This is a genomic window from Streptomyces sp. WMMB303 (assembly GCF_029351045.1).
Taxonomy (GTDB): Bacteria; Actinomycetota; Actinomycetes; order Streptomycetales; family Streptomycetaceae; genus Streptomyces.
The window spans coordinates 4,987,870-5,001,483 of the sequence record NZ_JARKIN010000001.1 but is presented as its reverse complement, the minus strand read 5'-3'; the positions used below and the strand labels follow the sequence as shown (position 1 = coordinate 5,001,483).

Below are 13,614 nucleotides of genomic sequence, written 5' to 3'. Positions count from 1 at the left end.
TGCGGCAAGCCCCCGGTGACCGGACCGGGGGCTTGCCGCATGCGGCCTGCGGTGCCGCCCGCTTCGGCGGCCGCGGGGGGCCGGGGCCGGCCAGCTGCTCAGACCGTCTCCGGAAGCTCCTCCAGCCCGTCCGCGACCAGCTTGGCCAGCCTGTCCAGAGCCGCCTCCGCGCCGTCCGCCTCGGAGGCCAGGACGATCTCCTCGCCGCCCTCGGCGCCGAGGCCGAGTACGCCGAGCATCGAGGCCGCGTTGACGGGAGTGCCCTCGGCCTTCCGGACGGTGACCGGCACTCCGGTCGCCGACGCGGCGCGGACGAAGATGGAGGCGGGGCGGGCGTGCAGCCCCTCGGCCCAGCCGACGGTGACGCGGCGCTCAACCATGGTGTTGCCCTTCGAGTCGTACGAGGTTGTCTAGACCAGTCTTGCACGGTCGCCCGAGTCCTCCGTGAACCGCGACGGCGTCCCCGGGAGACGGTGCTCCGGCCGCCGACGATACGACGCCTCCGGACACCCCTGAGCACGCGCCCTCCCTCCGCCGTACGCTGGCCTCATGCCGAGTCCCGAGGAGCGCGCCTACCCGGCCCACTGGGAAGCGGACATCGTGCTGCGCGACGGCGGTACGGCCCGGGTGCGGCCGATCGCCCCGGACGACGCGGAGCGCCTGGTCAGCTTCTACGAGCAGGTGTCGGACGAGTCCAAGTACTACCGCTTCTTCGCGCCCTACCCACGGCTGTCCGACCGCGACGTGCGCCGCTTCACGCACCACGACTACGTCGACCGCGTCGGCCTCGCGGCGACCATCGGCGGTGAGTTCATCGCGACCGTGCGCTATGACCGCATCGATGACCTCGGCCGCCCCGCGAGCGAGCCCGCCGACGAGGCCGAGGTCGCCTTCCTGGTCCGCGACGACCAGCAGGGCAGAGGAGTGGCCTCGGCTCTCCTCGAACATATCGGTGCCGTGGCCCGGGAGCGCGGCATCCGCCGCTTCGCCGCCGAGGTGCTGCCGGCCAACACCAAGATGATCAAGGTGTTCACGGACGCCGGCTACTTCCAGAAGCGCAGCTTCGAGGACGGGGCGGTCCGCCTCACCCTCGACCTGGAACCCACCGAGCGCTCGCTGGCCGTCATGCGGGCCCGCGAGCAGCGCGCCGAGGCCCGCTCCGTCGCGCGCCTCCTGGCCCCCGGCTCCGTCGCCGTCGTCGGGGTCAGCCGCAGTCCCGGCGGCGCCGGGCGCGCGGTGCTCGACAGCCTGCGCGCCGGCGGTTTCGCCGGGCGCCTGCACGCCGTCAACCACGCGCTGGACCCGCGGGAAGCCGTGCCACCGGCCGGGGTCTCGGCCCACCGCTCGGTGCGGGACGTCCCCGAGCACGTCGACCTGGCCGTGCTGGCCGTCCCCGCGGACCAGCTCCACCGGGCGGTCACGGAGTGCGGCGAGGCGGACGTGCAGGGGCTGGCCGTCCTCTCCGAGGGGGTCGGCCGGGACGAGCAGCGCGAGCTGGTCCGGCTCGCCCGTTCCTACGGCATGCGACTGATCGGCCCCGGAGCCCTCGGACTGATCAACACCGGTGAGGACGTGCGGCTGAACGCCACCCCGGCGCTGCGGATGCCCGAGCGCGGCGGAATCGGCGTCTTCACCCAGTCCGGGGCCATCGGCATCGCGCTGCTCGACGGTCTGGACCGGCGGGGCATCGGACCCTCCTCCTTCGTCTCGGCGGGCAACCGCGCCGATGTCTCCGGGAACGACCTCCTGCAGCACTGGGACGAGGACGAGGCCACCGACGTCGTTCTGATGTACCTGGAATCCATCGGCAACCCGCGCAAATTCACCCGGCTCGCCCGGCGCACCGCAGCCCGCAAGCCGGTCGTCGTCGTCAAGGGCGCGCGGCAGCGCGGCAGCACGCCACCGCCCGGCCACGCGGCGCCCGCGGCGCGCACCCCGGACGCCACGGTCCGCACGCTGCTGCGCCAGGCGGGCGTCCTGATGGTCGACACCTTCACCGAGCTGCTGGACACCGGGGTGCTCCTGATCGAGCAGCCGCCCCCGGCGGGCCCGCGGGTCGGCATCCTCGGCAACACCGACGCGATGAGCCTGCTGGCCTACGACGCCTGCCTCACCGACGGGCTGCAGCCGCGTCCGGTCGTGGCACTGCCCGGTTCGGCGGGGCCCGGCGCGTTCGGCCGGGCGCTGCGTACGGCGCTCGTCGACCCGGCCGCGGACGCCGTGCTGGTCACCGTGGTCCCCACCGTGCCGACGGAGCTGCCGGACAGCGCCGGAGCGGCCGAGCCCCGCATGCCGCCCGGCGGGCATGTCGAGGCCCTCGCCGACGCGCTGCGGGAGGCCGTCGAGGGCGCCGCGGCCGAGGGCGCCCCGCGCAAGCCGGTCGCGGTCATCCACCTGGCGATGGAGGGACTGCAGAAAGCGCTCGCCCAGCGCGGCCTGCCCTCCTACCCGACCCCGGAGCGCGCCTCCGGCGCTCTGGCCGAGGCGGTGCGCTACGCGCGCTGGCGCGCGGAGGCCGGCAGCCCCGGCAAGGTGCCCGACCTCGACGTGGACGAGTCCGCGGCGACCGCGCTGCTGGCCGACGCGACGCCGGCCGCTGCGGGCCGCGGCCGGGCCCTGACCGACGAGGAAGCGGCCCGCCTGCTGCTCAGCTACGGCATCCCGGTACAGCCCACACTCGCGGCTCCGGACGCCGACACGGCCGTCGAGGCGGCCCGCACCCTCGGCTTCCCGGTCGCGCTCAAGACCACGGCCCCGCATCTGCGGCACCGGGCCGACCTTGGCGGCGTGCGGCTGGACATCGCGGGCGAGAACGGGCTGCGCCGGGCCTACCGGGAGCTCATCGAGGGACTCGGCGCCCCCGAGGAGCTGCGCCCGGTCGTGCAGGCGATGGCTCCGCGCGGCGTGGGCACCCTGGTCCGCGGCACCCTGGACCCGGCCATCGGCGCCGTGCTCTCCTTCGGGCTGGCCGGTCCGCCCTCCGAGCTGCTGGGCGACACGGCGCACCGGCTGGTGCCCGTCACGGACAAGGAGGCGGCAGGACTGGTCCGCGCGATCCGCTCCGCGCCGCTGCTGTTCGGCTGGCGGGGGGCCGAGCCCTCGGACACCGCCGCGCTGGAGGAGGTGCTGCTGCGGGTCTCGCTGCTGATGGACGATCATCCGCAGGTGGTCGCGGTCGAGCTCGACCCGGTGGTGGTGGCGCCGCGTGGTGTGACAGTGTTGAGCGCCTCCGTCCGTGTCGCCGACCCGGGAAGGCGCCCCGACCTGGGAGCGCGCAGGCTTCCGGCGTACTGACGGCGCGGCGGGGGCGTACCGGGGGGAGCGGGCCGGGCCGAGCCCGCCGTACGGCCCTTAGGATGGCTGTCATGGCGAAGACCGGTACGACGACGCAGGGGCTGCGTGAGGCGATCGAACGCAGCGGCTACTACCCGGCCCTCGTAGCCGAGGCCGTCGAGGCGGCGGTGGGTGGCGAGCCCGTGGCCTCATACCTTGTGCACCAGGAGACGACGTTCGACTCCAACGAGGTCCGCCGTCACGTCACGGTCCTGGTGCTCACCCGCACCCGCTTCCTTGTCAGCCACACCGACGAGCAGGCGGCGGACGGCACCTCGCCCTCGCCCTACGCCACCACCTCCACCGAGTCGGTGAAGCTGGAGCGGATCTCCTCCGTGGTGCTCTCCCGGGTGGTGGCCAACCCCGAGTCCTACACGCCGGGCACCCTGCCCCGCGAGGTCGTCCTCACCATCGGCTGGGGCGCCGTCTCCCGGCTCGACATGGAGCCGGCCACCTGCGGCGACCCCAACTGCGAGGCCGACCACGGCTACACCGGGTCCGCCACGGCCGACGACCTCTCGCTGCGGGTCAGCGAGGCCGGCGACGGCCCCGACACCGTCCGCCAGACCCTCGCCTTCGCGCAGGCGCTGTCCGAGGCCACCGCCGGAACCACCCGGGTCGGACCCCCGCAGTGACCGCTGAGAACATCCCGCACCCGCTCCGGGCCCCGGGCGCGCCCACGCCGCCCGGCGGGGCCGGGTACGGCGGCGCCGGGCCGGACGGCCCGCTCGACCCGCGCACGGCGCCCGTCCCGCGCTACGGCTCCGGCTCGCTGTCCGACCTGCTGCCGTCCGTGGCCGCCGGGCTCGGCGTTCCCGGCCTGGCCGCCGGGCTGCGGCTCCCGCCCGCGGACCGCGCCTGCGTGTTCCTCGTGGACGGGATGGGCTGGGAAGCGCTCAGAGCGCACCCCGACGAGGCGCCGTTCCTCACCTCGCTGCTCGCCGGCTCCACCGCCGGCACCGGCGAGCCGATCACCTCCGGCTTCCCCTCCACCACGGCCACCTCGCTGGCCTCGGTGGGAACCGGCCGGGTCCCCGGGGAGCACGGACTGCCCGGATACACCGCGCTGGATCCGGCCACCGGCGCGCTGATGAACCAACTCCGCTGGCAGCCCTGGACCGAGCCGCACGTCTGGCAGCCGTACCCGACCGTCTTCCAGCAGGCGGCGGCCGCCGGGGTGGAGGTCTGCCAGGTGACGGCGCCGCACTTCGAGCACACGCCGCTCACCAAGATCGCCCTCTCCGGGGGCACCTTCCTGGGGCGGCTTTCCGCCGAGGACCGGATGGATCTGGCCGCCGAGCGCCTCGCCGCCGCGGACCGCACCCTCGTCTACACCTACTACGCGGAGCTGGACGGGAACGGGCACCGCTACGGCATGGACTCGGACGCCTGGCGAGGCCAGCTGATGTACGTCGACCGGCTCGCGCAGCGCCTCGCGGAGCAGTTGCCCCCGCGCTCGGCGCTCTACGTCACCGCCGACCACGGCATGGTCGACATCCCGCCGGGGCCCGAGGCGCGGATCGACTTCGACGAGGACTGGGAGCTGAGCGCCGGGGTCGCGCAGTTGGGCGGCGAGGGCCGGATGCGGCACGTGTACGCGGTCCCCGGCGCGGCGGGCGACGTGTACGCCGTCTGGCGCGAGGTGCTGGCCGAGCAGGCGTGGGTCGCCACCCGCGAAGAGGCCACCGACCTCGGCTGGTTCGGCCCCGGGGTCGAACCGCGGGTGCGGGGCAGGATCGGCGACGTGATCGCCGCGATGCGCGCCGACGTCGCCGTGGTGGCGACCCGGCGCGAACCCAAGGAATCCGAGCTGATCGGGATGCACGGCTCGGCAACGTCAGCGGAGCAGCTCGTCCCGCTGCTGGAGGTCCGCACCTGACGCACCGCGTCCGGTGCGCCCGCCCGGCCCCCCCATGTGCCCACGCCCGAGGAACCCGAACCGAGAAAGGGCCCGACCCCCCATGCCAGAGCTGGTGTTCTTCTCCGGAACGATGGACTGCGGAAAGAGCACGCTCGCGCTCCAGATCGAGCACAACCGCTCGGCGCGCGGCCTGCAGGGCATGATCTTCACCCGGGACGACCGCGCGGGCACCGGCAGGCTCTCCTCCCGGCTCGGCCTGGTCGCCGAGGCCGTGGAGGTAGCGGAGGAACTCGACTTCCAGCGGCACCTGGTCCGCCACCTGACCTCGGGCGGCCGCACCGACTACGTGATCGTGGACGAGGCGCAGTTCCTCTCGCCCGAGCAGGTCGAGCAGCTCGCCCGCGTCGTCGACGATCTGGGGATCGACGTCTACGCGTTCGGTATCGCCACCGACTTCCGCACCCGCCTCTTCCCCGGCTCCCAGCGGCTGATGGAACTGGCCGACCGGATGGAGACCCTCCAGGTGGAGGCGCTGTGCTGGTGCGGCGCCCGCGCCACGCACAATGCACGTACCGTTGGGGGCCGCATGGTCGTCGAGGGCGCCCAGGTGGTCGTGGGGGACGTGGGAGAGCCCAGTGGTGAAGTCGGCTACGAAGTCCTGTGCAGGCGCCACCACCGCAGACGGCTGACGGCCGCCACGGCAGGGGCGGGCGCGCTCTCGCCCGACGTCCTCCCGGTGGACGAACCCGCCGGGGCGAAGGTGCCGCCGGGGCGCGGGCTCAGCGATCCGCTGCGGCGGGCCGGATCACACTGAAGTGCGCGCCCTCCGGGTCCGCCAGCGTCGCCACGCGCCCGTACGGTGAGTCGCCGGGGCCGCGCACCACACCGCCGCCCAGCTTCGCGGCGCGTCCCGCCATTCCGTCCGGATCCCCCACCGCGAAGTACGTACGCCAGTGCGGTCCCCGGTCCCGCGGCAGCGCGTCCCCCACGCCCTGGATGCCCGCCACCGGAACGCCCGCCACGCACAGCGTCAGATAGTCGGCGCCCGGCGCCTCGACGCTCCGCACGTCGTAACCGAACACCGCCTGGTAGAACTTGACCACCCGGCCCGTCTCCCGAGTGACCAGTTCGAACCACACCGGAGCCCCCGCCGTCCCGCGCGGCGCGGTGCCCAGCCCCGGCACGTGCGTGTCCTGCCAGAGTCCGAACGGGGCCCCGTGCGGATCGGAGACGATCGCCATCCGCCCCGCCTGCTCCGCGTCCAGCGGGCCCACCGCGACCGTACCCCCGTACGAACGGACCGCGGAGGCCGTGTCATCCGCGTCGTCGGTCGCCAGATACGGCAGCCACGCCACCGGGAGCTGCCTGCCGTCCGCCTTCTTGCCCAGCCCCGCGACCTCGTGCCCCGCCGCGACCGCGCGCACGTACGGGCCGAGCTGCCGCGGCCCGGCCCGGAACTCCCAGCCGAACAGGCCCTGGTAGAACTCCTTGCCGGCGTCCAGTCCATGCACCATCAGACTCGCCCACGCGGGCGCGCCGGGCGTGTGCCGTAGCCGAGTCGCTGCCTCGGTCATCTGCTTCGCTCCTTGACCATCATCGATGCGGTCGTGCGGGTGGAAGTGCCGCGGCCTCGTTGCCGCGGCGTCGTGACTACTCGCCAGTGCAGATGCTGTCACCATCCGCCGTGCCGCGCTTCCCGGCCGCGCCGCTGTTGCCGCTTCCGGTGGAGAATCCCCGATCCGTGTGCCGTCACCGACCCCTGGACCCCGGGGGGAGCGGGCCTGCGCGAGGATGGCGCCATGACAGCCATCATCTCCGCAACGGCGCTCGCCGACGACCTCGCAGCAGGCGCCGCACCCGTGCTGCTCGACGTGCGCTACAAGCCCGGCGACCCGCCCGGCCTGCCCGCCTACCGCGCGGGCCATCTGCCCGGTGCCGTCTACATCGACCTGGAGAGCGAGCTCGCCGCTCCGGCGGGGGCCGGAACCGGCCGGCACCCGCTGCCCGCACCGGACGTCTTCGGCTCGGCGATGCGGCGCGCGGGAGTGACAGCGGACCGCCCCGTGGTCGTCTACGACGGCGGCGGTCCCGGCGGCGGCTGGGCCGCGGCCCGCTGCTGGTGGCTGCTCCGCTGGGCGGGCCACCCCGACGTCAGAGTGCTGGACGGGGGCCTGGCGGCCTGGCGGAGCCACCGCGACCCCGGGAGCGGGGAGCCGCTGCCGCTCAGCACCACGGTCCCCGAACCGGTGCCCGGCGACTTCACGCCCGCCCCGGGCGGCCTGCCGTCCCTGGACGCGGACGAGGCCGCGGCCCTGGCCCGGCGCGGGGTACTGCTGGACGCCCGCGCGGCGGAGCGCTACCGCGGAGAGGTCGAGCCCCTCGACCCGGTGGCGGGGCACATCCCGGGCGCGGTCTCGGCCCCCACCACGGAGAACCTCACCGACGCGGGCACCTTCCGCTCCCCGGACGCCCTCGCGGAACGCTTCGCGGCGCTGGGCGCCGGACCGGGTACGGAGGTCGGCGTCTACTGCGGCTCCGGGGTCTCCGCGGCCCAGGAAGTGCTGGCCCTCCAGCTCGCCGGGATCGAGGCGGCGCTGTACGTGGGCTCCTGGAGCGAGTGGACGGCCGGGGGAGGCCGCCCGGTCGCCACCGGGCCGGAGCGCGGCTGAGCACACCCCTTCCCGCGGCGTGGCCACCTGCCGTGGTGGACAGAGCCGGGGGCGGTCTGCTCGGACCGCCCCCGGGCGCGCGTCGGCCGGACCCGGGGCCCGATGCGCCGCCTACTCCTTCTTGCGGCGGGTGCCGAAGACGATCTCGTCCCAGCTCGGCACCGCGGCTCGGCGGCCCGGGCGGACCCCGTCGGCTTCCGCCTGCCGGTCGGTGTTGCCCTTGAGCCGGTCCCGGTGCGCGGTCACCGAGCGCGGCATCAGCACGTCCGCGTAGGCGGAACCGGCGCTGGCTGCGGGGGCAGGCGGCTCCACGGCCTCCTGCTCCTCCTCGCGGTCCCGCTCGCTCGCGGCGCTCCCGGCCACAGCGGCGGCGGCTTCCTCGTCCTCGTCCTCCACCGCACCCGGCTGCGCCTCCGGGACGACCAGGTCGCCCCGGAAGCTGGGCACCGCCTCCAGCAGGCTGGTCAGCGAGTCCGGGGTGCCGGAGCCGTCCTCGGCGTCGGACAGCGCCTGGTCGTCCTCGTCGCCGGGCGCGGGCGCCGGCGCGGCGGGCTCCAGCTCGGGCCGCCCGGAGCGCTCGCCGCGTTCCGGACGCTCGCGCGGCAGCCGGGCGATCCGGGGCACGAACGGGAAGCTGGGCTCCGGGGTGTCGTCGGTCTCGCCGATCAGCGCCCTGGCCTCGTCGTCCACCGCCTGCACCAGGCGGCGTGGCGGATCGTAGGTCCAGGTCGCGGAGTGCGGCTGGGCCGCGACGCGGTAGGCGAGCAGCACCTCCCAGGTGCCGTCGTCGCGCCGCCAGGAATCCCAGTGCACGGAGTCCTTGTCGGCGCCGCGCAGCAGCAGCCGCTCGGCGACGGCCTCGCCCAGCTGTGGGCCGACGTTCTCGCCGGGGCGGCGCACCGGGGTCTTGCGGGCGCGCTCGGCCATGAAGGCGCGCTCGGCGAGCACCGGGCCCTCGAAGCGGCGTACCCGGTCGACCGGGATTCCGGCGAGGGAGGCGACCTCCTCGGCGGAGGCACCGGCTCTTATCCGCGCCTGGATGTCCCGAGGCCGCAGGTGGCTCTCCACCTCGATCTCGATCTGGCCCAGCCGCGCCCGGTCGTTCCGGACTGCGGCGCGCAGCCGCTCGTCGATCGGAAGCGTGTATTCCGTGCTGTCGGCAGCTTTGAGCACCAGTCGTGTGCCGTCGTTGCTGACGGCCACGACACGCAGTTCGGGCATGGGGACCTCCCGGGTGGTGCCTGCCGACGTCACGTGCGTCGCTGCTCCCGCTAGACGAGTGTGGCCTGCCCGGGTGCAGCCTGCCACAACCTTGCCGACTTCCTCGGGGTCCGAGGCTGTTTCCAGATCGTTGTTCGAATCGTGTGGAACTGCCCGGAACCGCCGCTACGGCACGGTTACCTCCTCACAACGCACAGTGACCGAGGTGGTCACCGTGTGCAGCCAGCGCCGGGTCAGAACCGAGACCAGGGCTCGTCACACTACTCCATTAGGGCCACCCGGGTGGACCGCCGCGCCACCGAAGTTGCTCCGGAGTAAGGGAGTTGACGCCCCAAGAGTCCATTTGGCCTGGATACGGGGGTGGGAAGCGTCACAGAACCACCCGAAATGGAACCCTGGCCTTCGCTCGAAAGTCCCCTAATCGTGCACAGTGCTTGGAGTGTGCGATCAAGGGCGGTAAATGGACAAGAGCGACAAGCAATCCATATCCAGCAAGGGAGCCCCCGAGCAGGAGGAGAGCAGGAGTGGAAAACGGCTGGAGCTGAGCCTCGCCCAGGTGCTGGGCAGCGCGGTGGCCGCGGTGGTGGCAGCGTTCGCCGCCGGACAACTCGGGGTGTACGGCACCTTCCTGGGCGCCGGTGTGATGAGCCTCGTCGCGACCAGCGGCGGGCCGGTCTTCCAGCACTTCTTCAGCAGGACCGGCGAACAGATCAAGGAAGTCACGGTGCCGCCCAAGGCCCGGCAGGTCCCGGTCCGGGACCCGGCAGCGGGCTGGAAGGACGACGAGGGCGGGCACGCCGGCCAGGCCGTCCACAACGCCGACGTGCTGCACGGCTCCGGGCCCGTCACCACTTCGTGGGGGCAGGGGGCGGTGAGTAGCGGCACCGGATCCGGCGCGGAGCCCGACGCCGCGGACCCGACCCGGGCGCTGCGGCCCGACGACTTGACCAGGGCGCTGCGTTCCGGGCCGGGAGCCGTCCCGCCCCGGGACGCGGACGCCACCCGCGTACTGCGCAGCCAGGACCCGTCGCGCGCACCGCACCCCGCGGACGCCACCCGGCCGCTGGACGGCGCCGACCGCTCCGCGCCCGCGCGGGTCGGGGCGGTGGCCGCCGAAGGCACCCCCGGTGACGGAGAGTTCACCGAGGCCACCATCCACGGCACCAAATGGCGCGGTCGGCGGCGCACCCTGCTGCCCGCCGTGCTGGTGTTCGTGATCGCGATCGGCGGCATCACGCTGTACGAGGCGCTCTCCGGCCACAGCGTCTCCGGCGGGAAGGGCACCTCCCTCAGCGACGTGTTCCGGCCGGGCCACGACGCGTCCACGGACGACTCCCCGGACGCACCCCCGGCGAGTCCGGACCGGGACGGGACGCCGGACGGGCAACGCCCGACCACCGACCCGTCCGACTCCGGGCAGTCGGCCGATCCGGGCGACCGGAACGGCGGCGAGAGCGGACAGAACGACTCCGGCGACACCGGTGGCGGATCGACGCCGACTCCCGAGCCGTCTCCCTCCCGGTCGGACGGCACCGACGACGGCGGAGACTCCGGCAGCGGCGACACCGGCACCGGTGACAGCGGCCCGGACAGTGGCCAGGACGGCGGTGCGGGCACCGGTCAGGGAGAGACCGGAGACTCCGGCAGCGGCGCCGATCTCCCGCAGGGGCAGCAGGCCGACTAGCGCTCCGGCCGGGACCCGCAGTTCGGCGGGCCGTGCCGCACATCGCTCCGGATGTTCGGCACGGCCCGCCGTCCTGCTCGCCTCCCCGTGCCGGGCACGGGGAGGTCAGTCGCCCAGCACGCGCCGCAGGTAGTCGTTGCCGAAGACCCGGTCCGGATCCAGCCGGTCACGCAGGGCCGTGAACTCCTCGAAGCGCGGATACACCCCGGCGAGATATTCCGCGTCCCTGCTGTGCAGCTTCCCCCAGTGCGGGCGGCCGGCGTGCGCCGTCATGATCCGCTCCACTGCGCTGAAGTACGCCTCGTGGGGTGCGCCCCGGTACATGTGCACCGCCACGTACGCCGTCTCACGGCCGCTCGCCGTCGACAGGGTGAGGTCGTCCGCGGGCGCGGTACGCACCTCCACGGGAAAGCTCACCCGGAAGTCCGAGCGCTCCACCAGCGCCTTCAGCGCGCGCAGCACCTCCACCAGCGCGGCCCGCGGTATCGCGTACTCCATCTCCACGAAGCGCACCCGGCGCGGACTGGTGAAGACCTTGTACGGGATGTCGGTGTAGCTGCGTGCCGACAGCGCGCGACTGGAGACGCGGGCGACCCCGGGCACGGTGGCGGGTATCGCCCTGCCGAGTGCGCAGGCCGCCCGGAAGACGCCGTTGGAGAGCAACTCGTCGTCGACCCAGCCCCGCAGCGGGGTGAGCGGAGCCGCGGGGCCCGTACTGCGGTTGTTGCGCTTGGTGTTGCAGCTCTCGGTGTGCGGGAACCAGTAGAACTCGAAGTGTTCGTTCTCGGCCACCAACTGATCGAACTCGCCGACGACCCGGTCGAACGGCATCGGCTCCTCCCGCGCGGTCAGCAGGAACTCCGGTTCCACCGCGAAGGTGATCTCACTGACCACGCCCAGCGCCCCCAGCCCCATCCGCGCGGCGGCGAAGAGGGCCCGCTCCTGCGGCGTCCCCTCCGCCGAGCAGCGGACCACGGAGCCGTCGGCGAGCACCAGCTCCAGCTCGGTGATCTGCGCCGCGATCGAGGCCGAGGCGCGGCCCGTGCCATGGGTGCCGGTGCTGACGGCCCCCGAGACGGTCTGCTCCATGATGTCGCCCATGTTCGTCAGCGACAGGCCCCGGGCGGCCAGCGCGGCGTTCAGCACCTTGAGCGGAGTACCCGCCGCCACGGTGACCGTGCCCGCCGCCCGGTCCACGGCGCGCACCCCGGTCAGCCGCTCGGGCCGGATGAGCACCCCGTCCGTGACGGCGGTGGCGGTGAACGAATGGCCGGTGCCCGCCGCCTTCACCCGCAGCCCGTCCGCGGCCGCGCGGCGCACCACCTCGGCCAGCCCCTCCGTGGTCGAGGGCGAGACGGTCCGCCGGGGGGCGGCCACCACATTGCCCGCCCAGTTCCGCCACGTTCCCGCCCGGCCGTCCGCCGTCGACCGCACACCCGATCGCCCGCTCATCTGTGACCGTCCCCTCTCGCCGCGGCGCTCCGTCCGAGAGCGCGGCCGGGGCCAGGAACGCACCACGACCGCCGACGCCCCCGCACCGGCGGGTGTTCACCAGTTGGAGAGGGATGATACTCACGGCTCGCACACGCATCCGACAGTGCGCCGCGCAGCGGAGGCCGGGCGCCCGCCGCGTCCCCCGGATGGGAAGATCGAGGCATGTCCGACGCGCTGCCCACCGAACCCCCCGACCCCGGACCGGACTCCTCCCCGGCCCCCTATGACGCGCTGCTGCTGCTCTCGTTCGGCGGCCCCGAAGGGATGGACGACGTCGTCCCGTTCCTGCAGAACGTCACCCGGGGACGCGGCATCCCCACCGAACGCCTCGAAGAGGTGGGCCGCCACTACTACCTCTTCGACGGGGTCAGCCCGATCAACGAGCAGAACCGGGCCCTGCTGGCGGCGCTCCGTGAGGACTTCGCCGCACACGGACTCGAGCTGCCCGTCTACTGGGGCAACCGCAACTGGGCGCCGTATCTCACCGACACCCTGCGCGAGCTGGTCCGTGACGGCCACCGACGGGTGCTCACCCTGGCGACCAGCGCGTACGCCTCCTACTCGGGCTGTCGCCAGTACCGGGAGAACCTCGCCGAGTCGCTGACGGCGCTGCGGGAGGAGGGGCTGCGCCCGCCCCGGGTGGACAAGCTGCGCCACTACTTCAACCACCCGGGCTTCCTCGAACCCGTGGTCGACGGTGTGCTCGCCTGTCTGGACGATCTCCCCGCCGAGGTGCGCGACGACGCGCACCTCGCCTTCACCACGCACTCCATCCCCACCGCCGCGGCCGACACCTCCGGCCCCGTCGAGGAGCACGGCGACGGCGGCGCCTACGTCGCACAGCACCGCGACGCCGCCGAACTGATCACCGAGGCCGTCCGGGAACGCACCGGTGTACGGCACTCCTGGAGCCTCGTCTACCAGTCGCGCAGCGGCCCGCCCTCCGTACCGTGGCTGGAGCCGGACATCTGCGACCACCTGGCGGAGCTGCACGGCGCCGGCGTGCCCGGGGTGGTGATGGTGCCGGTCGGCTTCGTCTCGGACCACATGGAAGTCCGCTACGACCTGGACACCGAGGCCCTGGACAAGGCGTCCGAGCTGGGCCTGCCCGCCCGCCGCTCGCCCACGGTGGGTGCCGACCCGCGATTCGCCGCCGCGGTGCGGGAGCTGGTGCTGGAGCGCGCCGCCACGGAGCGGGGCGAGGCGCCCGCCCGCTGCGCGCTGGGTGCGCTCGGGCCGAGCCACGATGTGTGCCCGGTCGGCTGCTGCCCGGCGCGGACGCCGAAGCCGGCCGCGGCAGGTGCCGACGCACCGCCCTTGTGAGAGTCCCGCGCCCGGATCCCGGCGCGCCC

Annotated in this window: 11 protein-coding genes; 7 read left to right on the top strand and 4 right to left on the bottom strand. The window is 74.2% G+C overall.

Translation table 11 applies throughout. The annotated features are described in order from the left end of the window. Nucleotides 1–98: 98 nt before the first annotated feature. Nucleotides 99–380, bottom strand: a complete 282-nt coding sequence (locus tag P2424_RS22055) for an HPr family phosphocarrier protein (protein WP_276477485.1) — start codon at nt 378–380, stop codon at nt 99–101. Between the two features lie 169 nt (nt 381–549). Here P2424_RS22055 and P2424_RS22050 point away from each other — a divergent pair, with 169 nt between their 5' ends. From P2424_RS22050 to P2424_RS22035, 4 genes are all read left to right on the top strand, one after another. Then, the gene (locus tag P2424_RS22050) at nt 550–3,294 is read left to right on the top strand and encodes a bifunctional GNAT family N-acetyltransferase/acetate--CoA ligase family protein (RefSeq protein ID WP_276477484.1); all 2,745 of its coding nucleotides are present in this window, start codon (nt 550–552) and stop codon (nt 3,292–3,294) included. 71 nt (nt 3,295–3,365) lie between these two features. Further along, on the top strand, nt 3,366–3,968 hold the full coding sequence (locus P2424_RS22045) for a DUF5998 family protein (RefSeq protein ID WP_019359788.1): 603 nt from the start codon (nt 3,366–3,368) through the stop codon (nt 3,966–3,968). Beyond that, on the top strand, nt 3,965–5,212 hold the full coding sequence (locus P2424_RS22040; protein ID WP_276477483.1) for a nucleotide pyrophosphatase/phosphodiesterase family protein: 1,248 nt from the start codon (nt 3,965–3,967) through the stop codon (nt 5,210–5,212). The genes P2424_RS22045 and P2424_RS22040 overlap by 4 nt, the downstream gene beginning before the upstream one ends. Nucleotides 5,213–5,294: 82 nt before the next feature. Further along, nucleotides 5,295–6,008, top strand: coding sequence for a thymidine kinase (locus P2424_RS22035; RefSeq protein WP_276477482.1), 714 nt, complete (start codon nt 5,295–5,297; stop codon nt 6,006–6,008). On the opposite strand, the gene P2424_RS22030 is transcribed toward P2424_RS22035, so the two are convergent. Further along, complete coding sequence (locus tag P2424_RS22030) at nt 5,974–6,768, bottom strand: VOC family protein (RefSeq protein WP_276477481.1); 795 nt, start codon at nt 6,766–6,768, stop codon at nt 5,974–5,976. The two genes, P2424_RS22035 and P2424_RS22030, sit on opposite strands and share 35 nt — an antisense overlap. 225 nt (nt 6,769–6,993) lie before the next feature. Here P2424_RS22030 and P2424_RS22025 point away from each other — a divergent pair, with 225 nt between their 5' ends. Further along, nucleotides 6,994–7,863 (top strand): sulfurtransferase, encoded by an 870-nt coding sequence (locus P2424_RS22025; RefSeq protein WP_276477480.1) that lies wholly within the window; start codon nt 6,994–6,996, stop codon nt 7,861–7,863. Between the two features lie 111 nt (nt 7,864–7,974). On the opposite strand, the gene sepH is transcribed toward P2424_RS22025, so the two are convergent. Further along, nucleotides 7,975–9,084 carry a septation protein SepH gene (sepH, locus tag P2424_RS22020; RefSeq protein ID WP_276477479.1) on the bottom strand — a complete coding sequence of 370 codons (1,110 nt, stop codon included), beginning with the start codon at nt 9,082–9,084 and terminating at the stop codon, nt 7,975–7,977. Between the two features lie 460 nt (nt 9,085–9,544). Between sepH and P2424_RS22015 the strand changes: the two genes are divergently transcribed. Beyond that, nucleotides 9,545–10,768: a hypothetical protein gene (locus P2424_RS22015; RefSeq protein ID WP_276477478.1), complete on the top strand. Its 1,224-nt coding sequence runs from the start codon at nt 9,545–9,547 to the stop codon at nt 10,766–10,768. A 105-nt stretch (nt 10,769–10,873) separates the two neighbouring features. On the opposite strand, the gene P2424_RS22010 is transcribed toward P2424_RS22015, so the two are convergent. After that, on the bottom strand, nt 10,874–12,220 hold the full coding sequence (locus P2424_RS22010) for a D-arabinono-1,4-lactone oxidase (RefSeq protein ID WP_276477477.1): 1,347 nt from the start codon (nt 12,218–12,220) through the stop codon (nt 10,874–10,876). Nucleotides 12,221–12,424: 204 nt separating this feature from the next. Here P2424_RS22010 and P2424_RS22005 point away from each other — a divergent pair, with 204 nt between their 5' ends. Continuing rightward, a complete protein-coding gene (locus tag P2424_RS22005; protein ID WP_276477476.1) occupies nt 12,425–13,585 on the top strand; it encodes a ferrochelatase in 1,161 nt (386 codons plus the stop codon). Nucleotides 13,586–13,614: the final 29 nt, after the last annotated feature.